The sequence below is a fragment of the Thermococcus sp. genome (assembly GCF_015523185.1).
GTDB lineage: Archaea > Methanobacteriota_B > Thermococci > Thermococcales > Thermococcaceae > Thermococcus.
In genome coordinates, this window is record NZ_WAKV01000055.1 from 1 (window position 1) to 23,940 (window position 23,940).

Genomic DNA, 23,940 nt, shown 5'->3' on the forward strand with positions numbered 1-23,940 from the left:
GGGGCTTTGATTTTGACCTTCAAGCGACCGCGCCACTCATCTATTCCCTCGATTTTGTTTTTCTTGGCCTTTGGGTGGACGTAGATTAACAAGATAGTCCCCTCCTTTGTCTCCCTCAGGAACTCCATTTCAATCCCTCCATTCATACCTCCAGACGATTTCTGGAGGAAACTCCCCGCGCTTAAGTCTTTCGAGTACCTCCCTCGCGATGCGGTAGGCAAAATCGAGGGTTCTCCTGTCAATCAGGCCGTAATTGAAGGCCATCTCAAGCTCATCCTCGTCAAGAAGAAAGGCTTCACCATCGGGGAAAACGAAGATATCCAGGAAAAGGTCCAGCATCTCGATTACGTTTCCTCTGCGCTTTGTATATGCCAAAACGTCAATGTAGAGACCCTTAAAGTTTCCTTTCGTGTCGTAGACCTTCAGAATGTCGTAGTTCTTCCCGACGAATGCGAAGTAAAGCATGCCGTAGCCGTTGTCTATAACCTTTATTCCATTCACCCTAAGAGGGGCAAGCATGCCCTCGAAACGAGACCTGGCAACCACAATGTCCCCTAAGTCATCTATTACCTCGTCGTCCCTCTCCAGAACCCTGTTGGGAACGCGCCTGTAGATGAGGTGGATTTTGGACGGCATTAAAGTTCCCATTTTGGATAGGATATGGGGGGTTAAAAAGCTGGCTAATTTGTTCGTGACACGTTAAACCTTCCAGCACATGATTTTGGCCAGCTTGACCTCACCTTATGTTCCTCCAGGATATTACCCAAGGAAAATGGGGTAGATTTGTACCTTAAATTTAAATCGTTAGATATTGAACTTAGTGTTGTTTTTGGAGCTCTTATTGAAGTTTCCTGATGTTTGCTTATGGTCAAGACATCTGGGACACATACGGGCAATTGAGAGTTATCCTTACAAGTGTTTTAATTGGAACGGGCATTATGATGAGTCTCCTGGTAGTTGACAGCTTAAACGAGTTCATAACTGGGATGGATCCAAATCAGATACTGTCAGAGTGCAAACGTCGAGTGGAAGGCAATTTAGAAAAGGCCTATTCTCTAGCTGCCGAAAGGGCTCATGCCCTTTCGTCAACTTTTTGGTGTCTTGGATAATCCCTGGCACTATCAACGGAGCGCTCATCTACTATGGGCCCCCTCACTGGTTGACGACTCTCTCAATAGGCGTGTTCTCCCTTTTCAGTTTCGTGAGTTTTGTGCTCTGGATAATCTCCTATTAAGATACAGGGACTACAGCAAAAAACTACTTATAATTCAGCTGAAGAAAAACGAGAAAGCGAAAATATCGATAAAAATCTGAATCTTTCCTTTTCTTTATTGATTTCTCTGTCGAGTTGCCAAGAGCTTTTTTATATTTCCGTGTTGATTTTTGATTGATGACCAAGAAACTTGAGAAAATTGAGGCCATTCGCAGAAAACATAAGGAAGAGCTTAGAGAACGCTTTGGGTAGTCAATAGCCATATCCTGCTCCTACGCAAGGGGCGAAGAGACCGAGCTTAGCGACGTGGACATACTAATCGAATTTACAAGACCTGTAGGGTGGGAGATAGTTGACCGCAGGACCACTTGGAAAACCCCTCGGCCTGCCTGTGGACGTGATCACAAAAAAACGCCGTCATGAGCAGAAAAGAGCTGTGGGAGCACATTAGGGAGAACTTGGTATATGTCTAATACGGAATCCCAGCCTGTTCTTAAATGATATCCTCAAGGCTGTTGGAAGAATTAATGAATACATTGATGGATATGACTTTGGATGGTTCGTGAACGACAGGAAGACGTCGATGAAGTCCTGAGAAACCTTGAAATCATTGGAGAAGCTGCGAGAAACGTTCCGGACGAAGTTGAGAATAGGCATCCCTCAGTTCCTTATAGGAGAATCGTCTGTCTTAGAAACTTTGTCATTCATCACTACTTCGGTGTTGACCTTTCAGTTGTTTGGGTTATCGTGAGTCCCCAGCTTGATGAGTTGGAAGAAGAAATCAAAAAATCATCGAGCGGGAGTGTTAGCTCCCAAAAATCAGCTCCCTTAGCTTGTCGGGCAGTTCCTCTATGCTAACCCTCACCTGCTCTCTCGTGTCGCGGTCGCGGATTGTAACGGTATTATCTTCGGGCGTCTGGTTGTCTATTGTCACACAGTAGGGCGTTCCTATCTCGTCGTATCTTAAGTAACGCCTTCCAATCGTGTCTTTCTCGTCGTAGACGACTATAAAGCCGGCCTTCTGGAGGGTTCTGAAGACGTCGTAGGCTATGCTCTTGAGCGGTTCCTTGGCGACCAGCGGTAAAACCGCGACTTCTATCGGCGCCATGTCCTTTTTAAGTTTCAGGTAGGTCCTGTCCTCCTCGATAACCAGCGAGTTCTCAAGGAGCAGGTAGAATGGCCGGTCTATTCCGAAACTCGGCTCCAAAACATGCGGAATTATCTTCTCGCCCGTTATCTTCTCCTCAACTTCCCTGATTATAAAGTCGTCCTTCTCGAGTTCGTAGCCCTCGATTGTAACTTTTCCTTCCTTCTCAAGCTTCTCAACAAGTTCGCGCTTCTCCTCCTCGCTCAGGCTCTTTATCAGCTCATTTATCCTCTTAGCATCTTTCCTGAGCTTTGGACCAACGCGCTTGAGGTTAAGGTTCACCTCGAGCTTCCTTACTATCTTTGGCTCGTCGTAGTGGATGAGGACCGTTAAATCAGCCCCGCTCTCGCGCATGTGCCTACTCAAATCGTAATCACCGCGGTTGGCTATGCCCACGCACTCCACCCAGCCGAAGCGCTCGCTGTGTATCTCAGCATCCCAGGTGTCACGCGAGTAGTGGGCCCTCTCCTCGGGCAACTGCTGTCTAAAGCGTATCTTATCTTCCGGAATGCCGATGTCAAGGAGGGTTCTCTTGACCATCACCATGTAGTAGGCGAAGAAGGTGTTCATCACGTAGCCCCTCTTTACTGCCTCCTCCGCGGTTACCTCAATGGTTCCAATGTTCTTGAGCTGGTGTTCAATCGGATAGAGCCTCAAAACCTCATCTTTAACCTCATCGAAGTGCGGGTGCTCTGTTTCCTTCGGGTTGAAGAATATCTCTGCTTCCGCCTGCGTAAACTCCCTGAGGCGAAGCATCCCCTGCCTCGGTGAAATCTCGTTGCGGTAGGCCTTACCAATCTGGAAGACCCCGAAAGGCAGTTTGTTCCTCGCGAAGTGAGCTAACCTTCTAAAGTTCACGAACATGCCTTGTGCCGTTTCGGGTCTCAGGTAGCCCTTCTGGTCGCCATAGGGACCGATTCTCGTCTCGAACATGAGGTTGAAGTACCATACATCGCTCAGTTCCCCACCGCACTCCGGACAGCGGATGTCGTGTTCCCGGATGAGATTGGTCAACTCCTCGGCAGAGAGACCCTCTACGTCCATTCCAAGGGCCTCTTCTATAAGGTGGTCTGCTCTAAAGCGCGCGCCGCACTTCTTACACTCGACCAGCGGGTCAACGAACTTCTCGACGTGACCGCTCGCTATAAAGACCTTCTCGGGTGTTATGTCGGGGGTTTCAACTTCGAAAAAGCCCTCCCTCTGAAAGGCCTCCCTGATTTTCTGCTCGATTTTCCTCTTTATAGTCGCTCCAAGAGGGCCGTAGTCATAGAATCCACGTGAACCGCCGTAGATTTCAAAACTCCCCCAAGCGAAGCCCCTTCGTCTCATCAAATCCTGAAGAATCTCGTATTTGTCGGGTTTCTCTCCCATGCCCTACCACCTGAGAGTTGAGCGGGGAAGTTTCATAAAAAGGTTTTGGGCGTTGGGGATGAATATAAAGATAAAAATAGCAGAAGAAAGCAGGAAAAAATTTCGACTTCATCCAATGGAAATGCGGAACTCAACCCAGTCTTCTCCAGTATAATGCCAGTACCACCTGGGTTCCCACCAGCTTGGAGGTTTTGCGTAGAGGACACCATAGTGCTCTCTCCACACTTTTGCCCCAACATCCCACTCCCTAAATCTCAGAGTTGCTCCTGGTTCTATTTGATACGTAGCCATTCCCACGGCTTTATCAGGTGCAATCTTATGTACCCACTTTGCGAGTTCTTGGGAGTAATCGCTCTCATCATAAACTTGGACGTCTGGAATAGTATAACTCCACGACTGAGATGCACTTACTTGTGCCCCATCATCTCCTACGGAAACACCTATTGAAACTCCAACCGTTGTTGTTCCAGATGTTGTGGTGGGGGAGTAATCCGAGAGGAAGCAGTTTGGGTTGTAGTAGTTGGCCTTTATCCAAGTGTACATCCTGGCCGTTCTCCAATCAGACCATCCAAGCTCTTTACCCGGAATAGACTGTTGTCTTACATGCACATCATACCAGTCGTACTGGGATGAGCCATCGTTCATAAGTTTGTAATAGATTGTTCTCACGTTTAACCTTCCGTACGGTTTCCAACTGTCTCCTGTTGTGAAATCAAGCTGGCTCTGATAAGACCAGTACGCTCCAGATGAGAGAGGCTCCACTCCAAGCTTGAAACTCCCGATGTTGGGTTTGATGTTTTTGACTGCCCACTCATACGCTTCCCTAAGGGCATTGGAGACTGAATCGATTGATACAAACTCTCTGCTTTGGAGTATTCCCTTGTGAGAATAGACTACATACCCATAAACTGTTGCATGGTTAATTTTTCCATTTGGTCCCCGACCAGCTACAAGCTCTGCAAAAAACTGTCCCTTGAAAGTTCCGTTGATAATACTTGGATTTCCAATTACAATCACTGGAATCCCAGAAAGGATTTCCATTCTAACGAGCTGTTTGAGACTTGGATTGTTCTCTACGTAAGAGCTCTCAACAATGAGAATATGCGGAGTTCTGATATCTTGGTTGGGATTTACTCTCCTTGTCTTTACAAAGTACTTAGGGATATCGCTACCAATGTAATAAACAGGAACAGTGTTGTTAATCTTTTCTCCAAGATTTGTGGACTTGATGTTCCCGTTCGTTGGATACGCGGAGACAACAAATAGACTTCCAACCAAAACACCAAGTATGAACCATACCACTTTCTGTCGCATTCAACCCCCCAACAGAGTTGTCAAGTAAAATTAGATAACTTGTAGTATTTAAGTGTTTCGTCACCTCAAAATTAAGGATTCACGAAAGTACTCATTGGATTAAGAAAATTTAGCAAGTCCCCTATCCCGAGTGCAACAACATAGCCAACACTCAAGAAAGGGTCTTTCCCTGTGTTATTTTGGGGAAAGAGTTATAAACCGTTCCCGTCGTTTAGGCTATGAGCTTTGATTGTTTGGAGGTGCGTGAAAATGGCGGAAAGACCACTTGACGTTATTCACAAGTCCCTTGATAAGGACGTACTCGTGCTCCTTAAGAGGGGTGGCGAGTTCAGGGGCAAGCTTATCGGTTACGACATCCACCTGAACGTCGTCCTCGCCGATGCCTCGCTCATGCAGGACGGCGAGGAGGTTAAGAAGTACGGTAAAATCGTCATCAGGGGAGACAACGTTTTGGCTATCTCTCCGGTCGAGATAGAGTGAGCTTAGCGGGGTGATACCATGGGAGCTGGAACTGCGCCGAAGGGAAAGCGCAATAGGACTCCAACCCACATCAGGTGCAGGCGCTGTGGTAGGAGGGCCTTCAACGTCAAGAAGGGCTACTGTGCCGCCTGTGGCTTCGGCAGAAGCAGGAGAATGAGGAAGTACAGCTGGAGCCACAAGTGGAAGAAGAAGAGGAACCTCTCCTACTGAACTTCTTTTCTTTTCCGCTTTTGTTCCCTGTTCAGATATTTCTAGAGCCTAATAGACCACAAACCTTATTAGATGAAATGCTCTTTTACTCGTTCAGAGGGACATCTTAATGGGGCTCAACGAGACCCAGCGGAGGATATGGCAGTTAGCGTGGCCAGCAATCATAGCCAACATCTCCCAAACCCTGCTCAACCTAGTGGACACCCTGATGGTCGGCCACGTGAGTTCGCTGGCAATAGCGGCGGTGGGCCTCGGCGGGCAGGTAAGCTGGTTCATGTTCCCGATAATGATGTCCGTCTCCGTCGGAACGCTGGCCCTTGTTGCTCGCGCCGTCGGCGCAAAGGATTTCAAGAGGGCGGAGCTGGTCCTCGAACAGAGCCTTTATCTTGCCTTTCTCCTTGGAATCCCAGTTCTGCTCTTTGGATGGTTCCTGGGTGATGACGTTCTCCGCATAATGGGCGCCAAAGGCGAGCTTCTGAGCCTTGCCTATGCCTACCTTAAGGTTGTTTTCCTCTTCTACCCGGTTCGCTTCGTCGTCTTTACGATTAACTCCGCCCTCAGGGGTGCGGGCGACACGAAGACGCCGATGAAGGTTGGCATTCTAATGAACGTTTTTAATGCCGTCTTTGACTACCTCCTCATCTACGGAAAGCTGGGCTTTCCAAAGCTCGGTGCAGTTGGCGCCGCGTGGGCCTCCGGCATCGGTATCACCTCTGCCTTCATCGTTCTGATTGCTTTACTCGTCTCCAACAGGCTTGTACTCAAGTTTGAACCAAGCTGGCGCTTTGACACCTTGATTGTGGAGAGAATAGTCCGCATCGGCACCCCTACGCTCGTCGAGAGGAGCCTCTTCAGCTTCTACAACTTCCTTTACATGAGCATCGTCACGCGCTTCGGAGACGTTGCCCTAGCCGCGCATCAGATAGGCCTCAGGATTGAGAGCATCGCCTACATGCCGGCCTTCGGTTTCAACGTGGCGACCTCAGCGCTGGTCGGACAGAATCTCGGGGCCAACAGGCCGGATGAAGCGGAGAAGACTGTTTACGAGGCCCTCAAAATGGCTGGCCTCTTCATGGGCGTGATGGGTGCAATACTGGTCCTCTTCCCCCACTATCTGGTTATGCCCTTCCTAAACCCTAGCGACCCACACTACTCAGAAGTCCTTCGCCTTGCACAAATCTACCTCATAATAGTCGGAATCAGTGAGGTTCCGCTCGGCTGGGTGTTCGTTCTGAGCGGTGCCTTGAGAGGGGCCGGTGACACCAAGAGCCCTATGTACGTTACTGCAATAAGCAAGCTCCTCTTCAGGATAATTCCCGCCTATCTACTCGGCTTCGGCTTCTCACTCGGGCCCATAACCTTCAAGGGTCTTGGCGTTGTAGCGGCTTGGATAGCCATGAGCCTTGAGACCTTCACGAGCGCCCTGATGTACTGGTGGATTTTCAAGAAAGGAAAGTGGAAGTACGTGAAGGTATGACAAAACCGTTTGTACCTACGTTTTTGGCCTTCCCCCAAGCGTTATTCTCTTGGAGCAGAACTGATTACCCGTGGGAGGTGGGAGAAATAGCAGTTGGGCATGCCATACCAATTTACGAGGCATTCTACTAGTTAGGCCCCCAAGTACTGGAACTCGCCATGGGTGATGAGAAACAGGGAAAAATAGCCGAAAGGCTTGGTATCAGCGTTGTTCACCTCTAAAGCGCCGAGACGTGGAAGACAGCCTCCATAAGCCTGCCGAAGAGGTAGCTCAGGAACGCCGCGCCGAGACCTGTGGCTACCATCTCCGCGACCTTCTTCCTTACCGAGATTCCCGAGAGGAGCGAAATTAGAGTAGCTACTATGGCAAGTGCCGAACCGGCCAGCAGAACCGAAAATGCAAGGGCAGTCAGAGAATTCGAGGCCAGGAAATAAGGCGTTACGGGGAAGACCACGCCGAGTAGATATGAGAGCCCCGTGTAGAGGGACGCGCGAACCTCATTTTCTTCAGTCTCCGGGAGAAGGAGCCTCTTAACGGTCTCGGGATTGGTCTTGAGCTTCTCTGCTATCTCTTCGGCTATTTCCTCTGGCAGTCCACCCTCGGTGAGCTTTTCCTTGAGTTCTTCAACCGTTTTTTCGGGGGAAACCTTGAAGAGGACTTCCATCCTCGAGCGAATCGATTCCTTAACCTGTCTCTGGGAACGGACGGAAATGAAGGTTCCAATCGCCATTGAGAGCGCCCCGGCAACGCCGACGACCAGACCACTAACACCGACGATTTGGGGGTTGTTCGGATACACGGCAGAGAGGCCAGTAACAGCGCCCAGAAGTTCAACCAGTCCGTCGTTCATTCCAAGGACGAGGTCCCTGATGTTCTCGACGTGGAAGGCCTTCTCCTCCTCGCGGAAGAACTTCTCGTGCTCTATCTCATCTAATGTTATCTTCCTGAGCGTCTCCCTCTCCTCGTCGCTTAGCTCCGTTGAGTATTCCGTCAGAAACCTGAAGTACTTCTCTATCGCGCTGTTCTCGCCCATCTCAAGGAGTGACGCCACCGAACCGGGTCCAAGGATTTTTCTGAGGAGTTTAACGCCCCAGAGTGTGAGTCTGCTTATCTTTGGCTTTGGAGGTTCCTCGTTCCTTTTCTCTAGGAAAGACTTCCAGAACTCGGCGTGCCATGCCTCTAGCTCTGCAAGTCTCTCGAACTCCTTCCTTATTTTCTCGTTTCTCTCCCATTCGGCGAGCTTTTTATAGAGCATAGCATCGGCCCACTCGTCCAAATAAAAGCGTTTCGCTAGTTTAATCGCCTCTGAGGACATCTATTACCACCTCAAAGGGCGCGTTGGTCTTTACAGAAGTTGGCGAGAAGTGAGTCCTGCTCGCCAAATAGCCGAGCTCTTCAAGTCTCTCAATGACGGTTGAAACCTTTACAGCCTGCAGGCCGTTCCTCTTTGCTAGGGCGTGGGTGTCGTAGTGGAAGGGAACGTCCAGCTCCCCGGAGAGTAGCTTGAGGAATGGCTTTGTCTTCTTATGGGCCGGTTCAAAGCCTTCAAGCTCCTTGGAGACCTCTTCCATGAGAGCCTCTCCCTTCAGAGGGCCAAGCCATAGAGGGCCATACGCGTTAGGCCTCTCAGGGAGAAAAGTCCGTTCGTAGCTGAACCGCCCGCTTTCCTCCTGCCACAGGTAGCCGAGCTGGGAGAGGCTCTTCTCGGCCTTCCTGGCACCGCTTTTGAACCCCAGAAATGCCCTGAAGTAGTGGTCGCGGTAGTAGGCGAGAAGAACCTCGACGCCTAGGTCATACTTTGCCGCGTATCTGACAACCGTCCCGAGGAGTATTCTCAGGCCGGCCTCGTGGCAGAGTTCTCCCCTGATTGGCCTCGCGAGGTAGTTCTTGAGGCATGCCCGTGCGTAAGCACCGCAGAGAACGCCGGTATCAGTTGCCGTAACAGCTAAAACCCCCCTTCGTCTGACACTCCTTAGAGCTGTATCGAGGAACTCCATCGGCGAGCCGAAGGGGTCGAGGTCAAGCAAATCGAAGTAGCGGAAGTTCTCAGCCATCAGCCCGTTGGCATCGCCCCTGTTGATTACAATCAGCTTCTTCCCCCAGAGGTAGGCCCTGTCGCCTTCTTCATAGAGCTCCCCTTCGAAGTTCAGGCCAACGTTCTGCTTCATAATGCTATAGGCCTCTTCGCTTATGTCGTTGAGCCAGACCTCTTCAGCGGGACTTTCGAGGGCGTACCGGATTCCCCTTATGCCCGTGGCGGAGAGGGCATCCAGAATTCTCTTCGGCTTGAGAACCCTGGCGACGAGGACGCTCACGTCCCTGTTGAGTGCCATAATGGGGTTGTAAAAGACCGGGGCATCGTAAATTCTCTCGGCCTTTGGAACCAGAAACCTTGCCAAACCTTCCCTTCTCTCGACGAGCTCCATTCTCTCACCCACAAAGAAAAGGGTGGAGGGGCTTTAAAGGTTTCAGAGAATCTCGACGTAGTCACCGAGGGCCTGGCCAGGTAAACCGGGCTTAAAGACGGCCTTGACCTCACCGCGGTTTCCATGGGTCTTGATGACCTTTCCGAACATTTTTCTGCCTGTTGGCGTTCTCCAGACGACCTTCCTGCCGATTAAGCGCGCCGCGCTTCCCCTGTCGTCTATGCCGAGTGGTTTTAGAATCATCCTGTGGTTGTCCTGGTGCTCATGAGAACCCGCGTAGGAGAGGACGATAGCCTTCACCCTAGCCATCGCCCTCACCCGGGCTTATTTGGAGGGGGGATTTTTAAGTTTTATCGCCAAGGAACTCGCTCAGTCCATCGTCTATCTCAAGGACTTCCCTGATAGATTTTATTTTAATGAAGTTAACCCTGTCGAATAGCAGTGGAACGTCGCTTTTGTAAGGCGATGCCTTCTGAACCAAAAGCGTGTTCTCGTCTATGATGTAGGTAAAGCGCGCGGGACTGTCGTCAACCCAGACGAAGGGCTCCTTGGGATAGAGCTCCCTGAGGGTCTCGAACTTGTGGAGCATGTCCTTCGTGCCCTTGAATGTCACGACATCGTCAAATTCGTCGTACCAGTTGGTCTTCTTGAGGAATATCACCTTGCCCCCGGGATATGTGTGCTCTCCGGAGAAACTTATCACCTTCCTCCCCCTTTTTCTCAGCTCCCTAACGACGTGTCTTGCGAAGGGAAAATCCTTGATATACTCGGGCATGAGCTTGTAGTACTCGTGAATCGTCCCCTGTGCAACAAGCTCGTGAATTACGCCAAGATGCTGGTAGGTTAGCTTCCCCTTGATGAAGAGGAAGAGGGCCTTGTAGTACTCATCGTAGAGGTCGCTCTCTATCACCGCCGGAATCGTCTTCTCAATCGCTATTCTGAGCGCTTTCTCAACGGCGCCGGTGCTATCAACGAGCGTTCCGTCGAAGTCAAAGAGATAAACCGTCATTATTAACACCTGTTCGGGCTTAGGTGGAGGGGTATATATCGTTTCCGAAACCGTTTTATCCTTTCGATTTAACTCCCCTAGGTGGTGGCAATGAGGATTGAAAAGCTGAAGGAATACATCGCCGAAAAGGAACTCGACGGCGTGATAATAACCCATAAACCGAACCTCTACTACTTCACGGGCTCAGCCCCGGTTCTTGGCGGTTACCTGCTCGTTACTGCCGATGAGGAGCTTTTCCTCGTTCCCCAGCTAGAGTATGAGGAAGCTAAGGAAAGCTCCCGCGTTCCAGTGGAGGCATTCAAGCGCGGGCCTGAGCTCTTTGAAAAGCTTAAGTCCTTCAAGTTGAAAAAGCTCGGAATCGAGGGAAGAACGGCTTACTCAACGGTTCAAAGCTACCGCGAGAAGCTCGGCGTTGAGGAGTTCGTCATCGTTGACGAGGTCATAAAGGAGCTCAGGATGGTGAAGATGAGGGAGGAACTTGAGGTTATCCAGAAGGCCTGCGAGATAGCGGACCAGGCTATGCTAGTGGCTATAGAGGAGATAAGCGAGGGCAAACGCGAGAGGGAGATAGCGGCAAAGATGGAATACGTTATGAAGATGAACGGTGCAGAAAAGCCGGCTTTTGACACGATAATAGCGAGTGGCTGGCGCTCGGCATTACCGCATGGGGTAGCGAGCGACAAGAGGATTGAGAGGGGAGAGCTGGTCGTTATAGACGAAGGCGCCCTCTACAACCACTACAACTCCGACACGACGAGGACAATAGTCGTTGGCAGTCCAAACGAGAGGCAGAAAGACATGTACCAAGCGGTCCTTGAGGCCCAGATTAAGGGCGTTGAGATGGCGAGACCCGGCATCACCGCTAAGGAGCTCGACACCATCGTGAGGGATGTTATTGCGAAGTACGGCTACGGAGATTATTTCATCCACTCAACGGGACATGGCGTTGGCCTTGAGATACACGAGTGGCCCGGCGTGAACCAGAGAGACGAGACCGTTCTGAAGCCTGGCATGGTGATTACGATAGAGCCCGGCATCTACATCCCAAAGTTCGGGGGAGTCAGGATAGAGGACACGGTAGTGATAACGGAAAACGGGGCGAAGAGGCTCACGAAAACCGAGAGAGAGCTTATTTAGCCCCTATCATCGCCATTATTTTTTGATGGAGCTGTTTTATCAACTCCCTCCTATCCTCCATGAGAACTACGTCGCTTGAGCCTATCGCCTCCAAGTTGAAGGCGAAGGGACTCGGCACGCTGTGGGTTTCGAAGATGACCTTTATCTTACCCTCCCTGACCCAGCTCAGGAAGAGTTCAGCGCTCTCAACGTCCATCTTGTCCTCCATAATCTCGCGGTAAACCTCCTTGAGGAGCGGGAAATCCGGATAGTTATCTTTCAAGACCTTCAGCAGTGCAACGGCCATAACCTGCTGTCTTCCAAGCCTCTTGCTCCTTCCTACGTAGCGCCTTAGGATTAACAACCCGCGGTTGGCCACGTGCCGGAAGCGCCTTTTCAACAGCTCGGTGTTGTCAAGGGCCAACTTCAATGTTTCTCGTAAATCATCGAGCCGGAAAAGTTCCTTCACTTCATCCTCGCTCAGCGTTACCTCAGGTGGAAGGAGCAAAGCGAAGCCGTTGTCGTTTATCGCTACCCCTACGTTGCAGTTTTTCCTCTTGCTAACGAGGTAGGCGAAGGCCCTGCTGAGTGCGTCGTTGGCGCGCCTTCCAATGAGCGTGTGGAAGAAGTATCGGTTTCTCCTCTCTCCCGGCACGAACTCGACCAAGAGTGTCTCGTCGTCGGGGATTACCGAATACCTCGCCTGCTCGCGGAAGTAAGCTACAATTGCCCTCGCCGCTTTTTCGTCTATTCCGTACTTTCTCATTAGTCTTCTAACTCCATCTTTCCTACCGAGAAGACCTTTAACTTCTCTTCTAAACCTCTGTATGTCGAGGGCCAAATCAAAGCTCAGCGGGAGCATCTCGGAGAACCATGCTGGAATTGTAGGTTTTGCGCCCTCGCGCGGAATAACGTATATCTTGTTCCCTCTGCTTTTGACGAACTCGTAGGTTCTGCCAGCTAAAACGAAGATATCACCGGGCATTAACCTTTCGGCGAACTCTTCTTCAACCGTCCCAATGAGCTTCTTGTCCATGGTGTAAACGCGAATTTTGGCCTCATCCGGAATCGTGCCGACGTTCATGTAGTAGATAGCTCTAGTCATCTTACCGCGCCTTCCAAACTTCCCGTCCTCAAGCCATATTTTGGCGTAGACCTTTCTCTCCTCAAGGCCCGCGTATTCACCCGCCAGATACTTCAAAACGCTCATGAAGTCCTCGAAGGGTAGCTCGTGGAAGGGGTAGGCTCTCCTAACGACTCGGTAGGCTTCCTCAACCTCCCAAACCCTGTTGATGGCCATCCCAAGGAGGTGTTGCACCAAAACGTCGAGCGGGTTTTTGGGTATCTTAACCCTATCGAGCCTCCTGTTCCTTGCGTTGTGCGCCAAAACCGTAACCTCGACCAAATCGTCCCTGTCGAGGGCGAGGATAACGCCTTTGCTAACCTCGTGGAGCCTGTGGCCGGCCCGCCCAATCCTCTGCAACGCGCGGTTCACGCTCTTTGGTGAACCGATGAGAACAACTAAGTCAATTGTACCAATGTCAATCCCTAACTCAAGGCTTGTTGAGCTGTTTTTCGAGATGAAGCCGTTAACAACGTAGTTCCCGGTTTCGGAGTTTATTATTCCGTAGGCGTAATCAATATAAGAGGGTTCGAGTAACGCTATTCTGTCGAAGAATACATCACCCTCGGCGAGTTTTCTCAGTTCCTGAATCTCCTCTATGACCTCCCGCATCCCTTTATCCTTTGCCTCTTTCTCATACACCTCTAGGAGCTTTAGGAGATTCCTCCTGCTGATTTCTCGCGTCCCAAGTTCGACTTTCACGGGATTATAAAGGCCCATTTTCTGGAGGCGATAGGAGCTTATCCTAAGCCTCTTCCGGAGTTTTCTCAAGCGCTTCCCGATTCCAGGAATGACGTCGAGGTTTGAGTACCCTTCAGAGTAGAGTTCCTCCCAGTTGGAGAAATCGCTCCTCCAGGGTCGTATCTTCTCGAAGAACCGTCCGAGATACTCTCCTCCTATGACGGCCACCGTATAAGAGATTCCTTTCTTCGCAATTTCTCTGCCCCCGAAACGCTGAACCTCATCGTAATCCCTGGCTCTGATGGAAGATACTATCCCGAGCTGAAGGAGCACGTCCCTAATCCCCTCTGCGAAGTCCCTGTTGAACGTCGAAAAGCCCGCTGAATAGATTCGCCCATCCTTGATCTCAAGGTAGCCGTCTCCGTCGAAGTAGCCTGCCAAGAACTCCCTCTTATGCTCCTCGGGAAGGACATAAACTATTGAGGGAAAAACTCCCCTCTTCGACTTTCTCCCTGTGTTTCCCGTTAGGGCCTTGAAAATCCTTGGAATCAGGACGAAGGGAATCTCAAGCGCCCACGTGCTCTCGTTCTGCTTCCTTATAATTCCCTCAACGCCAAATTCTTTCTTACACAGCTCCAAATACCTTTCGAGCATTCCCCTGTCAGTCGAGAACAGGGTCAGAGTCCCGCTTTTCCACGAGCCATCGGCCATCCAGAAGCCCAGCAGTCTGGCCATTCCGGGAGTGAATTTAAGCGGCAGAGTGTAACGACCTTTGTCGGAGGTTATCCTTTCAACGTTTTCCTGGCTTATTTCAAGCTCAGTATCCTCCAGAAGAGTCTTTAACTTACCCCACCTAAATGGATAAACGCCGTTGAGTTGCTTGTTGAGATAAGAGGCACTCCACCCTCTGTGGCGTGCATATGCCCTAATCGAGCCAAACTTTGCCCGTATAGAGAGCTTAAGCTCCTGGAGAAAGCCCTCCTTAAGGTGCAGGTAGGCTGAATCCGGGAGAACTTCAAAAATTGGAACTTCCCTCTCAGGGCTCGGAAGCCTTCTGACTACGGCTACGTAATCCCCCTCTCTAAGCTTCCACGCCTCAATCCAGGTGAGTTCTCCATCTCTCACCGTTAGGAACTTGTGCTCTTTCGTAGCCAAGACATCAAAGCCAAGCCTAGTTTTAATTCTTATGCCTTCACGCTCATAAGATATCCTATGTGGCTCCTTAAATTTCACGAATTTCGTTTTGAGAGAATCCATTCCCGTAATGTGTGAGGAATCCAGCTCTTTAATCGGAAGAGGGCCGTTGTCGGTTAGAATCTTTGAGTTCCCCGATACACAAACAACTGCCTTAAGCTCGCCTCTCTTCAGCTTCTCCTCGACGTCAAGGCGAACTTCTCTAGACAGTGAAGAGTGATGGGCCTCAATTAATCCCTCGAACTCTGGGTAGAGCTTCTTCAGGTTGAAGGCAACCCTCTCGGCACCGCTCCTCGTGTTCGTGAAGATGAGCGTCGTCCTGTGGGCTTTTATCAGCTCGGCCAGGCGTTTGTAGAGGGCATCGCTCAGAACGCTTGCCGGGGTATAGATTAAGTCCTCCACGACGCTTTCAACCTTTATCTCCGTTTTCTTGGCGAAGCTCACATCAACTATAAGGCCGGGCCTCGGGTTTCCTTCGTCGTCAAAGCCGAAGACGAACTTGGCTATCTCCTCGAGGGGGTGTATCGTCGCGCTCAGGCCTATCCTCACGAAGTCATTATCGGCCATCTCCTGGAGTCTTTCAACGCTTAACGCAAGGTGTGAACCACGCTTGTTCTCGGCTAAAGCGTGCACCTCGTCTATTATGAGGTATTTTACTGTTTTCAGCCTCCCGCGGAACTTGGGGGCGTTTAAAGCGATGGCGAGGCTTTCCGGTGTTGTGATGAGTATGTGGGGAGGCTTTTTTATCATCTTACTCTTCTCGTAGCTTGAGGTGTCGCTCGTCCTTATTCCAACGCGAATCTCGGGCAAATCGTAGCCGAGCTCCTTTGCAACTTCCTTTATCTCAGCCAAAGGCCCCTCAAGGTTGCGCTTTATGTCGTTGTTGAGAGCCCTAAGCGGAGAAACGTAGAGGACGTAGATTTTATCCTCGAGCTTTCCCTCCTTGCCTAGGAGAATCAGCTCGTTTATGGCCGAGAGGAAAGCGGAGAGCGTTTTTCCGGAACCCGTTGGGGAAGAAATTAGCACGTTCTCCCCCCTGTGTATCTCCAAAACGGCGTAGCGCTGTGGTGGGGTGAAGGTTCCAAACTTCCGCCTAAACCACTCCCTAACGGGCTCGCTCAGGATTGAGAATATCTCCTCGTCGCTGTATTCCCTCTCGGCCCACCTTATCCTTTCCTCCGCCATCGCGCCATCCTCTTCTCTTCGGTTTTTAAACTATTCGGTTGGTTAAGCAAACTTTTTAAGTCATTTTCACGAACCCATTTCGGTGGGAGAATGGTGGTAAAGGAGAAGCTTGAGAAGGTCCTCGAGGAGTTCAACAGGCTCCACGGTAGCGAGGCTAACGCTAGAATCCTTAGGATGGAGGGGGATGAGGTTATAATCGAGTTCGAGGGCTCGTTCTGCGCAACCTGCGGGCTTTACGACTACTTCGATGACATCAGGTGGGAGGCTATGGACTTCGGCCTTGAGCTCGAGCCGGTGGAGGTCCTTGAGGCAGAAGAGGATGACTTCGAGCACGGGAGGTACGTTGTGAGATACCGCCTCGGAAAGAAGCCTATCCTAACTCTAAACGCCAAGGATTAAAACACCTTTTTCGGAGTTTCTTCCATGAAACTGCTCATACTGGCCTTGGCAGTAATCATCCTATGGGACGGCTACTTCTTCTTCAATTACATAATTAGCCTTTTCAGGAATTACAGAATTAGGGAATGGAGGCCGAGGGTTTCAATCATAATCCCCGCCTACAACGAAGGGAAGAGAGTTTTAAGGGCTATAGAATCTGCCTTGGCGCAGAATTATCCGAACTTTGAGGTTATCGTCGTTGATGACGGAAGCAGTGATGACACCTTCCAGGTAGCCTCTTCCATTGAGGACCTTCGCCTGAGGGTTTACCGAAAGGAGCACGGCGGAAAGGCGAAGGCCCTGAACTTCGGCCTTTCAAAAGCTTCCGGCGATGTGATAGTTACAACGGACGCTGACAGTTACCTCGAACCGGAAGCCGTTAAGGAGCTCGTAAGGAGGTTTTACTCCGATGAAGTCTTGGCCGTCGGCGGTCAGGTAAGGGTGAGGGGGGATTCGTTCCTCGAAATGGCACAGGACGCGGAGCATTTGAGGATAGCGATGTTTCGCAGGGCGAAGGAGCTCGATGATTTGAGCCTCGCACCGGGCCCAATAGCAGCCTTCAGGAGAGAGGCCCTAGGAAAAATAGGGGGCTTTGTAGAGGACATTGTTGAGGACTACGCCACGACAAAAGCCCTCAAGGGAAATGGGAGGGTCGTTTACGCTCCGAAGGCGAAAACTTGGGTTGAGATGCCAAAATCCCTAAGAATCCTCTGGCGGCAGAGGAAGCGCTGGTTTCTGGGGGATTTAAAAAACCTCGGCGGGGGCTTCACCAAGGACTGGGCCTTCCTTCTGCTCGGTGATTTTGTAGCGTTTTTGGACGTAGTCGTTCCCCCACTGTTGCTTTTTCTGGGCTTTTGGGGACTCTTTTTACTCTGGTGGGCTTTTGAGGCCGTTACCATGCTCATCCCAACTTTCGCCGAGGGTGGAAGACTTTCAAACGCCTTTCTTTTCCCCATACTCGTCTGGTTCTGGGCTCTGTTTTATCTCTCGCTCCACCTCTACAGCTACGTTAAGTTCCTCTTGGAAAAATTGGAAAAACTCTAGTGTGCCACAACGCTTTTAAAGGCGAAACCCTTTTAAAATGTCCAACTCTGTACTACATAGACTATATAGACTATAGAGGGAGGGAGATGCTGGAGGTCGTAGCGACTGCCATTTTTATGGCATGGGCCGTTGGAGCGAACGACAGTGCAAAGGCTGTAGGAACCGCCGTCGGCTCCGGGATAGTGGGTTTTAAGCGGGCTGTCCTGATAATAGCCGTCTTTACCACCCTTGGTGCCGTTATAGGACACTCGGCGGTTTCAGGAACGATAACAAGGTTAGCTAGCGGACTCCTTCCGGGAGAAGTTGCCCTGGCCCTCTTCAGTGCGGCCTCCGCAGTCACAATAGCGAGTCTCTGGGGCAGGCCAATCTCAACGACCCAGTCCATAATAGGCGCCCTAATAGGTTCATCCCTTGCCCTTGGCCTTCCCGTTGACTGGTGGACTATCGCTAAAATAATCTCCGCCTGGTTCTTCTCGCCGGTCTTTGCCTCCCTCTTAGCAATAGCGATATACAAACTCTACAAACCCCTACTGAGGAGGATAAAGTGTCTCAAGAACCTTGAGCTGACCCAGAAGTGGCTCGTCTTCCTGGCCTCGGCATACTCGGCCTTCAACCTCGGAACTAACGAGGTCTCAAACGTGATAGGCCTGGCCAAGGCAGGCGGTATGTCAAACCCCAACGCTTTCCTTGCTCTCATCATGGCACTTGGAACTCTCACCTTCAGCTACGAAGTCATGATGACCATAGGAAGAGACATAGCCCCACTCGGGCCGACTTCGGCCTTCTCAAGCCAGTTCGGTGCATCCATAGCTGTGAGCGTCGCGAACCTCTTTGGCCTACCCGTGAGCTCGGGACAGGCGATAGTGGGGGCGATAAGCGGGCTGAGCGCCTACAAGGGAGAAAGGGTAAACAAAAAGCTCCTAGTTGACATCGTGAAGAGCTGGGTGAGGGCACCCCTTTTTGCGGGCCTTCTGGCGTTTCTCCTGATTAGGCTCTTCTCGGCAGGCTTTTAAGTTGAAGGGAGAGCTCCCTTAGAGGTGAGAGCATGGAGTTCAGGTTCGAGGTTAAGGCCAGAGACGCCGCTGGAAGAATTGGAAAGCTGACCGTTAACGGGAAGACCATAGAAACCCCCGCAATAATGCCTGTGGTTAATCCAAAACAGCTCATCGTAACGCCAAAGGAGCTCAAGGAGATGGGCTTTGGGATTATCATCACGAACTCCTACATCGTCTACAAGACACCTGAGCTCAGGGAAAAGGCCCTTGATATGGGAATTCATAAACTGCTCGACTACGATGGGATAATCGAGGTTGATTCCGGCAGTTTCCAGCTCATGCGATATGGGGATGTTAAGGTCACGAACCGCGAAATAGTCCAGTTCCAGCAGGCAATAGGCGTCGACATAGGCACTTTTCTCGACATACCAACTCCGCCTGACGCTCCAAGAGAGAAAGCTGAGGAGGATTTAAGGATAACGCTGGAGAGGGCCAGGGAAGCGGAGGAAATAAAGGAGATAGCGATGAATGCGGCCGTTCAGGGTTCAACCTACCCAGACCTCAGGACTTACGCCGCTAAAAGGCTCAGCGAGATGAACTTCGAGATTCATCCAATCGGTGCGGTAGTTCCGCTGATGGAGAGCTACCGGTATAGAGACCTTGTTGACGTAGTTATCGCATCGAAGCTCGGCCTTAGACCTGACAGGCCAGTCCACCTCTTCGGTGCAGGCCATCCGATGATTTTCGCTTTAGCCGTTGCCATGGGTGTTGACCTCTTTGATTCTGCCAGCTACGCTCTCTACGCAAAGGACGACCGCTATTTAACGCCGGAGGGGACGAAAAAGCTTGAGGAGCTCGAGTACTTCCCCTGCTCCTGTCCCGTCTGTTCCCGCTATACCCCTCAGGAACTCAGGGAGATGCCAAAGGAAGAGAGGACAAGACTTTTGGCAATCCACAACCTCTGGGTTATTAAGGAGGAGCTCAACAGGGTGAAGCAGGCGATAAAGGAAGGAACGCTGTGGGAGCTGGTTGACGAGAGGGCGAGGAGTCATCCAAAGCTATACTCGGCTTACAAGCGTCTGCTCGAATACAGGGACTACCTCGAGAAGAACGAGCCGATAACCAAAGCCAGCGCCTTCTTCAAGGTGAGCGAGGAATCCCTGAGGTGGCCCACAGCCGTTAGGGCCAGAGAACGGGCCGAGCGTGTAAAGAGAAAATTCCCGGAAACGGTAAGGCACCCGATTTTCGGCGAGATTCCGAGGCACCTCAGCTTAAGCTATCCTTTTGCCCAGAGCGAGGGCGAGGAGGACTTTACCATAGAGAAACCCAAAAAGACGGAGGCCAAAAAATACGTAATGGCCATAGCAGAATACCAGTTCGGGGAAGGGGCTGGAGAGGCTTTCAGGGATGCCTTCGTTGAGCTTTCAAGAAAGACAGGCATGCCGAGGCAGATTAAGGTCAAGGGCAAGCACCTCGCTACCTTTAGAGCCGAGGACGGTCTCTTGACGCTTGGAATAGAAGGAGCCAAGAGGCTCCATGAAGTTCTTCCGTTCCCGAGGATGCGTGTCGTTGTGAAGGGCGATGCCGAGCCCTTCGCAAGAAAGGGGAGGAACGTCTTCGCGAAGTTTGTAGTTGATGCCGACCCGGGAATAAGGCCTTATGATGAGGTTCTGGTGGTGAACGAGCGGGATGAGCTTCTCGCGACAGGCCAAACGCTCTTAAACGGTGAGGAGCTGAAGGTTTTCCAGAGCGGTTTGGCCGTGAAAGTGAGGAGGGGGGTTGAGAAGTAGAAAATTTTATAACCGCCATCATTTTTCCTATTTAGGGCGGGCCCGTGGTCTAGATGGTCATGACGCCACCCTTACAAGGTGGAGGTCCGGGGTTCGAATCCCCGCGGGCCCACCATTACAAACTTCGCCTGCGCGAAGTTTGATCAAAGTTCGTAGCTCCTTTCTAAAAAGCCAAATTCTAAGTGGTTTTTCCTCATGAACAGCTATTTTGGAGAGAACTTTATAAAATGCTTCACGGTTAACTCTAAAATCGACGCCCGAAGGATGTCAAAAGAGGAGTAAACCATTACCAATGGTCCACTCAAAACGTTCCCTCTTGGAAATGAGCTGTTGGAGGATAAAAACCCTATAGCATGCTCTCTCAAAGAAGAGCTACCAACTTTTGGTCAAGCTTTTTCCAAAAGCCTCTCGTACTTCCAAACCTTAAAGTAAGAAGAAAAATCGAAAACTTTCCCGAGAATTTGTAAAGCAAAGGGCTCATGGATACAGCCTGCTCGGTGTCCTCGGGAAGAGGGTCGCCCAGCGAACGTGGTCGAGATTGAGAACCCATGCGACGAGCCTTTCCAAGCCAAGACCGAAACCGCTGTGCGGGACTGAACCGTACTTCCTTAAATCCAGATACCACTCGTAGTCCTCGGGCTTCATGCCCTCCTCAAGGATTCTCTGCACGAGCTTGTTATAATCGTCCTCACGCTGGGAACCACCTATAATCTCGCCGTAGCCTTCCGGAGCCAGCATGTCCGCTGCGAGGACCTTCCTCGGGTCTTCGGGGTCTTCCTTCATGTAGAAGGCCTTGATGCCCTTTGGATAGCCGTAGACGAAGAACGGGGCCTCGAACTCTTCTGTCAAAACTCTCTCTTCATCCGCCCCCATGTCCTCGCCCCATTCTATGTTTACTCCCTTGCTCTGGAGTATCTCTATAGCCTCGTCGTAGCTTATCCTCGGGAAGGGTGGAATCGCGTTTTTAAGGGTCGTTAAGTCCTTCCTGAATGTCTCAATCTCGCTCCTCCTGAGCTCGAGCGTTCTCTGCACCATGTAGCTTACGAGTTCTTCCTCCACCTTCATGATGTCCCAGAGATCCATCCAGGCGGCCTCAAGCTCAAGGTGCCAGAACTCGGTGAGGTGTCTCCTTGTCCTGCTCTTCTCTGCCCTGAAGCTCGGCGTAAGCGACCAGACCTTTTCGAGGCCGAAGATGGCCGCCTCAAGGTAGAGCTGTGCCGACTGGCTGAGGTAAGCGGTCTTATCGAAGTACTTGAGCTTGAACAGGGTTGAACCGCCTTCAACCGCTCCAGTAACGAGTATCGGAGGAAAGACCTCGTACCAGCCGTCCTGGAGGAGCCACTCTCTGGCCGCTTGAACGAGAGTGGCTTTAACCTTCATTATGCTCGCTACCTTCGGCGAGCGGAGGTGGAGGTGCCTAACGTCAAGGAGGAATTCTGGACTGGCGTCTTTCGTTATCGGGAAGAAGTCAACGTTCTGGATTATCTCGAGCTTGTCGGCCTGAACTTCAGCTCCGGTCGGAGCACGGGGGTCGGCTTTTACCGTTCCCTCAATGATTACGCTCGATTCGATGCCGAGCTTCTTCGCTTCCCTGTAGGCCTCTTCGTTCAGGTCCTTTGAAAAGACGACCTGGACGATTCCGCTTGAGTCCCTCAGCACTATGAAGACCTTCTTTCCGACCTCCCTCTTCCTATAAACCCAGCCTGCGAGTTTAACCCTCTTTCCTTCCATTTCGGGTTTAACATCGGCACAGTAAACCTTATCAATCACCATTATCACCTCCAAAAGCTTTCCCCACGAGTTTATAACGCTAACCCAATCAGAAGAGGCTATTCAGCCAGAGCGAGAGAACCCTTGTTCCCGAATCAATTCTGATGAGCCGGGGCATGGAGGAAGTTTCCTATCTCCAAATTTAAGTTCTTTGGGCATTTGTCTGCCATAACGTCAAAAGGTTTAAGTCACCAACTGCCGTATGTTCAACGGTGAGAGCATGTTTGCTTTACTTGGAAAGCTCGTTGATTATAACTCCCTCCGCGACGGCGCTGTTATAGTCGATGGAAACATTATCCAGGCGGTTATTTCCGAGGAGGAGCTGAAAGACTGGGGAATCGATGAGGTTTACGGCGGGGAAGACTACATTATAACACCCGGATTTGTCAACGCCCACACCCACGTGACGATGGCAAGGTTTAGGGGTCTGGGTGAGGATTTACCCACGGAGGAGTGGCTTGAAAAAATCATATGGCCTATGGAAAAGACTTGGAGCAAAAAAGAAGTCAGAGAATGGGCGGAGGTTGGCATTAGGGAAGCGCTCGCGAACGGTTCGACGACGATAAACGACCACTACTTCTTTGCCAATGAGATAGCCAGAGTCGCTGAAAAACTCGGGATAAGGGCCTTCATCGGGCAAACGGTTATGGACGAGGTGGACTTCCCCCTCGCCAGCCCTGAGGAAGGCTTTAGGTTCTTCAAACGCTGGGATGGAAAAAGCGAACTCGTTAAACCCGTGTTTGCCCCCCATGCGACCAACACCGTCTCGGAGGAGCTTATGCGTGAACTTGCTGGTCTTTCGGAGGAAACCGGCGCGAGGGTTCACATACACCTTGCCCAGAGCAGGGCGGAGGTTAGAGAAGTCAAGAAGCGCTATGGCTTTTCGCCAGTTAGTTTGCTGAAAAGAGCTGGTCTCTTGAACGAGAGGCTGGTAGGGGTTCACGGCGTTTACCTTGGCGTTTCAGACTTCAAAGCTCTCACTCAAGCAGGCTCGACGCTCGTCCACTGTCCGACGAGCAATGTCAAGCTTGAGGCGAAGACTGTTAACCTGAGACTTCTTCTGGATTTTGGACTCAACGTTGCCCTCGGCAACGACTCGCCAAACCCAACGGGAATCCTTGACCCGTTCCTTGAGATGAGGACGGCTGGAGTAATAGCAAACATGACAGCTGGAAAAGCCCACGCGGTTCCGGCGCGGGAAATATTCGGTATGGCGACGCTCTTTGGGGCGAGGGCGCTCGGCCTGAGGGCAGGGCTGATAAAGCCAGGCTACTTAGCGGATTTGGTCCTCATAAACGCCGACAAACCGTGGTTCATGCCGATGGAAAACGTTTATTCGCTCCTCGTTTACTCCGCGAGGGGAAGCGATGTCGAAAAGGTTGTGATAAATGGAAAGATTGTGTGGACTAACCCTTCATCATCTTTTCAATCTCCCTGATTTTCTTCTCCGATGGTTCTATGTCGAAGAAGGCCTCCGTTTCCTTTATCACATCCTCGTCAAAGTTTCCACTCAGGATGCTCTCGCTCGTCATGTCGAGCATCGCACTGAGGGCCTCGTCGAGGCTTTCCACCTTCGTCATTGCCTTCTCGAACTCGACCTGCATTCTGGCGATGTCCTCCGCCCCCGGTCCCTCGGCGATGCTCTCGACGATGTCCCTGCTGAATTGGAGGAACTCCGCGGAGACCTTGACGAGCTCCCTTTGGATCTCGGCCTCCTCCATCAGGAGGAGCAGACGCTTTGCCTGCTTTATCCTGTTCTCAAGGGTTAGGTACTTGACGGCACTCCTCATTAACAGTGCATCATCCCTGAGCTTCGCCGCTTCCCTCCCCTGGAGGAAGACCCTGCGCTTCAGTGCCTCAAGGTTGCTTATGTACTGTTTAAGGGCCATCTTGGCCTTTCTGGCCCGGATTTTTCGCTCTATCTCTTTCTCCTCCTTGGACTTCCAAAACTTCATCC

At 51.1% G+C, this 23,940-nt stretch carries 21 protein-coding genes and 1 tRNA gene; 12 read left to right on the forward strand and 10 right to left on the reverse strand.

Annotated elements, in window-relative coordinates; genetic code table 11:
* Positions 1 to 129: 129 nt before the first annotated feature.
* Positions 130 to 648: a DUF402 domain-containing protein gene (locus tag F7B33_RS05970; protein WP_297073744.1), complete on the reverse strand. Its 519-nt coding sequence runs from the start codon at positions 646 to 648 to the stop codon at positions 130 to 132.
* A gap of 826 nt (positions 649 to 1,474) precedes the next feature.
* Here F7B33_RS05970 and F7B33_RS10205 point away from each other — a divergent pair.
* On the forward strand, positions 1,475 to 1,636 hold the full coding sequence (locus F7B33_RS10205) for a nucleotidyltransferase domain-containing protein (protein ID WP_366927520.1): 162 nt from the start codon (positions 1,475 to 1,477) through the stop codon (positions 1,634 to 1,636).
* Between the two features lie 132 nt (positions 1,637 to 1,768).
* Entirely contained in the window at positions 1,769 to 2,071 is a 303-nt protein-coding gene (locus tag F7B33_RS10210) for a HepT-like ribonuclease domain-containing protein (protein ID WP_366927519.1), read from the forward strand.
* Here the strand turns inward: F7B33_RS10210 and glyS are convergent.
* On the reverse strand, positions 2,019 to 3,731 hold the full coding sequence (glyS, locus tag F7B33_RS05975) for a glycine--tRNA ligase (RefSeq protein WP_297073746.1): 1,713 nt from the start codon (positions 3,729 to 3,731) through the stop codon (positions 2,019 to 2,021). The genes F7B33_RS10210 and glyS overlap by 53 nt on opposite strands.
* 108 nt (positions 3,732 to 3,839) lie before the next feature.
* Positions 3,840 to 5,045: a hypothetical protein gene (locus F7B33_RS05980; protein ID WP_297073749.1), complete on the reverse strand. Its 1,206-nt coding sequence runs from the start codon at positions 5,043 to 5,045 to the stop codon at positions 3,840 to 3,842.
* 249 nt (positions 5,046 to 5,294) lie between these two features.
* On the opposite strand from F7B33_RS05980, the gene F7B33_RS05985 reads away from it, so the two are divergent.
* From F7B33_RS05985 to F7B33_RS05995, 3 genes are all read left to right on the forward strand, one after another.
* On the forward strand, positions 5,295 to 5,525 hold the full coding sequence (locus F7B33_RS05985; RefSeq protein ID WP_297063455.1) for an LSm family protein: 231 nt from the start codon (positions 5,295 to 5,297) through the stop codon (positions 5,523 to 5,525).
* Positions 5,526 to 5,543: 18 nt separating this feature from the next.
* A complete protein-coding gene (locus F7B33_RS05990) occupies positions 5,544 to 5,735 on the forward strand; it encodes a 50S ribosomal protein L37e (protein WP_015859350.1) in 192 nt (63 codons plus the stop codon).
* A gap of 109 nt (positions 5,736 to 5,844) precedes the next feature.
* The gene (locus tag F7B33_RS05995; RefSeq protein ID WP_297063458.1) at positions 5,845 to 7,212 is read left to right on the forward strand and encodes an MATE family efflux transporter; all 1,368 of its coding nucleotides are present in this window, start codon (positions 5,845 to 5,847) and stop codon (positions 7,210 to 7,212) included.
* A gap of 217 nt (positions 7,213 to 7,429) precedes the next feature.
* Here F7B33_RS05995 and F7B33_RS06000 read toward each other — a convergent pair whose 3' ends face one another.
* From F7B33_RS06000 to F7B33_RS06015, 4 genes are read right to left on the reverse strand one after another with little or no spacing between them, the layout of a single operon-like run.
* Complete coding sequence (locus tag F7B33_RS06000; protein ID WP_297063461.1) at positions 7,430 to 8,527, reverse strand: VIT1/CCC1 family protein; 1,098 nt, start codon at positions 8,525 to 8,527, stop codon at positions 7,430 to 7,432.
* On the reverse strand, positions 8,508 to 9,638 hold the full coding sequence (locus F7B33_RS06005) for a tRNA (guanine(10)-N(2))-dimethyltransferase (RefSeq protein ID WP_297073832.1): 1,131 nt from the start codon (positions 9,636 to 9,638) through the stop codon (positions 8,508 to 8,510). The genes F7B33_RS06000 and F7B33_RS06005 overlap by 20 nt, the downstream gene beginning before the upstream one ends.
* Before the next feature lie 42 nt (positions 9,639 to 9,680).
* Positions 9,681 to 9,947, reverse strand: coding sequence for a 50S ribosomal protein L35ae (locus F7B33_RS06010; protein WP_297063465.1), 267 nt, complete (start codon positions 9,945 to 9,947; stop codon positions 9,681 to 9,683).
* A gap of 34 nt (positions 9,948 to 9,981) precedes the next feature.
* A complete protein-coding gene (locus tag F7B33_RS06015) occupies positions 9,982 to 10,647 on the reverse strand; it encodes an HAD family hydrolase (protein ID WP_297073751.1) in 666 nt (221 codons plus the stop codon).
* 84 nt (positions 10,648 to 10,731) lie between these two features.
* Here F7B33_RS06015 and pepQ point away from each other — a divergent pair, with 84 nt between their 5' ends.
* A complete protein-coding gene (pepQ, locus tag F7B33_RS06020) occupies positions 10,732 to 11,784 on the forward strand; it encodes a Xaa-Pro dipeptidase PepQ (protein WP_297073834.1) in 1,053 nt (350 codons plus the stop codon).
* Here the strand turns inward: pepQ and F7B33_RS06025 are convergent.
* Entirely contained in the window at positions 11,777 to 15,946 is a 4,170-nt protein-coding gene (locus tag F7B33_RS06025) for a DEAD/DEAH box helicase (RefSeq protein WP_297073754.1), read from the reverse strand. The genes pepQ and F7B33_RS06025 overlap by 8 nt on opposite strands.
* A gap of 90 nt (positions 15,947 to 16,036) precedes the next feature.
* On the opposite strand from F7B33_RS06025, the gene F7B33_RS06030 reads away from it, so the two are divergent.
* The 5 genes from F7B33_RS06030 (at position 16,037) to F7B33_RS06050 (ending at position 20,328) form a co-directional block, all read left to right on the forward strand.
* The gene (locus F7B33_RS06030; protein WP_297073756.1) at positions 16,037 to 16,345 is read left to right on the forward strand and encodes a hypothetical protein; all 309 of its coding nucleotides are present in this window, start codon (positions 16,037 to 16,039) and stop codon (positions 16,343 to 16,345) included.
* Positions 16,346 to 16,369: 24 nt separating this feature from the next.
* A complete protein-coding gene (locus F7B33_RS06035) occupies positions 16,370 to 17,428 on the forward strand; it encodes a glycosyltransferase (RefSeq protein ID WP_297073759.1) in 1,059 nt (352 codons plus the stop codon).
* Between the two features lie 86 nt (positions 17,429 to 17,514).
* On the forward strand, positions 17,515 to 18,441 hold the full coding sequence (locus F7B33_RS06040) for an inorganic phosphate transporter (RefSeq protein WP_297073761.1): 927 nt from the start codon (positions 17,515 to 17,517) through the stop codon (positions 18,439 to 18,441).
* Positions 18,442 to 18,473: 32 nt separating this feature from the next.
* A complete protein-coding gene (gene tgtA, locus F7B33_RS06045) occupies positions 18,474 to 20,213 on the forward strand; it encodes a tRNA guanosine(15) transglycosylase TgtA (protein ID WP_297073763.1) in 1,740 nt (579 codons plus the stop codon).
* A gap of 38 nt (positions 20,214 to 20,251) precedes the next feature.
* Positions 20,252 to 20,328 (forward strand) — tRNA-Val (locus F7B33_RS06050).
* A 362-nt stretch (positions 20,329 to 20,690) separates the two neighbouring features.
* Here the strand turns inward: F7B33_RS06050 and asnS are convergent.
* A complete protein-coding gene (asnS, locus tag F7B33_RS06055; RefSeq protein ID WP_297073837.1) occupies positions 20,691 to 21,983 on the reverse strand; it encodes an asparagine--tRNA ligase in 1,293 nt (430 codons plus the stop codon).
* Positions 21,984 to 22,203: 220 nt separating this feature from the next.
* Here asnS and F7B33_RS06060 point away from each other — a divergent pair, with 220 nt between their 5' ends.
* On the forward strand, positions 22,204 to 23,421 hold the full coding sequence (locus tag F7B33_RS06060) for an amidohydrolase (protein ID WP_297073765.1): 1,218 nt from the start codon (positions 22,204 to 22,206) through the stop codon (positions 23,419 to 23,421).
* Here F7B33_RS06060 and F7B33_RS06065 read toward each other — a convergent pair.
* A complete protein-coding gene (locus F7B33_RS06065) occupies positions 23,390 to 23,938 on the reverse strand; it encodes a hypothetical protein (protein ID WP_297073767.1) in 549 nt (182 codons plus the stop codon). The two genes, F7B33_RS06060 and F7B33_RS06065, sit on opposite strands and share 32 nt — an antisense overlap.
* Positions 23,939 to 23,940 lie beyond the last annotated feature (2 nt).

Bases quoted from the DNA above. Each gene is read 5' to 3' on its own strand.
- F7B33_RS05970 (WP_297073744.1), bottom strand. From the start codon at position 648: ATGGGAACTTTAATGCCGTCCAAAATCCACCTCATCTACAGGCGCGTT.
- F7B33_RS10210 (WP_366927519.1), top strand. From the start codon at position 1,769: ATGGTTCGTGAACGACAGGAAGACGTCGATGAAGTCCTGAGAAACCTT.
- glyS (WP_297073746.1), bottom strand. From the start codon at position 3,731: ATGGGAGAGAAACCCGACAAATACGAGATTCTTCAGGATTTGATGAGA.
- F7B33_RS05980 (WP_297073749.1), bottom strand. From the start codon at position 5,045: ATGCGACAGAAAGTGGTATGGTTCATACTTGGTGTTTTGGTTGGAAGT.
- F7B33_RS05985 (WP_297063455.1), top strand. From the start codon at position 5,295: ATGGCGGAAAGACCACTTGACGTTATTCACAAGTCCCTTGATAAGGAC.
- F7B33_RS05990 (WP_015859350.1), top strand. From the start codon at position 5,544: ATGGGAGCTGGAACTGCGCCGAAGGGAAAGCGCAATAGGACTCCAACC.
- F7B33_RS05995 (WP_297063458.1), top strand. From the start codon at position 5,845: ATGGGGCTCAACGAGACCCAGCGGAGGATATGGCAGTTAGCGTGGCCA.
- F7B33_RS06000 (WP_297063461.1), bottom strand. From the start codon at position 8,527: ATGTCCTCAGAGGCGATTAAACTAGCGAAACGCTTTTATTTGGACGAG.
- F7B33_RS06005 (WP_297073832.1), bottom strand. From the start codon at position 9,638: ATGGAGCTCGTCGAGAGAAGGGAAGGTTTGGCAAGGTTTCTGGTTCCA.
- F7B33_RS06010 (WP_297063465.1), bottom strand. From the start codon at position 9,947: ATGGCTAGGGTGAAGGCTATCGTCCTCTCCTACGCGGGTTCTCATGAG.
- F7B33_RS06015 (WP_297073751.1), bottom strand. From the start codon at position 10,647: ATGACGGTTTATCTCTTTGACTTCGACGGAACGCTCGTTGATAGCACC.
- F7B33_RS06025 (WP_297073754.1), bottom strand. From the start codon at position 15,946: ATGGCGGAGGAAAGGATAAGGTGGGCCGAGAGGGAATACAGCGACGAG.
- F7B33_RS06030 (WP_297073756.1), top strand. From the start codon at position 16,037: ATGGTGGTAAAGGAGAAGCTTGAGAAGGTCCTCGAGGAGTTCAACAGG.
- F7B33_RS06035 (WP_297073759.1), top strand. From the start codon at position 16,370: ATGAAACTGCTCATACTGGCCTTGGCAGTAATCATCCTATGGGACGGC.
- F7B33_RS06040 (WP_297073761.1), top strand. From the start codon at position 17,515: ATGCTGGAGGTCGTAGCGACTGCCATTTTTATGGCATGGGCCGTTGGA.
- tgtA (WP_297073763.1), top strand. From the start codon at position 18,474: ATGGAGTTCAGGTTCGAGGTTAAGGCCAGAGACGCCGCTGGAAGAATT.
- F7B33_RS06060 (WP_297073765.1), top strand. From the start codon at position 22,204: ATGTTTGCTTTACTTGGAAAGCTCGTTGATTATAACTCCCTCCGCGAC.
- F7B33_RS06065 (WP_297073767.1), bottom strand. From the start codon at position 23,938: ATGAAGTTTTGGAAGTCCAAGGAGGAGAAAGAGATAGAGCGAAAAATC.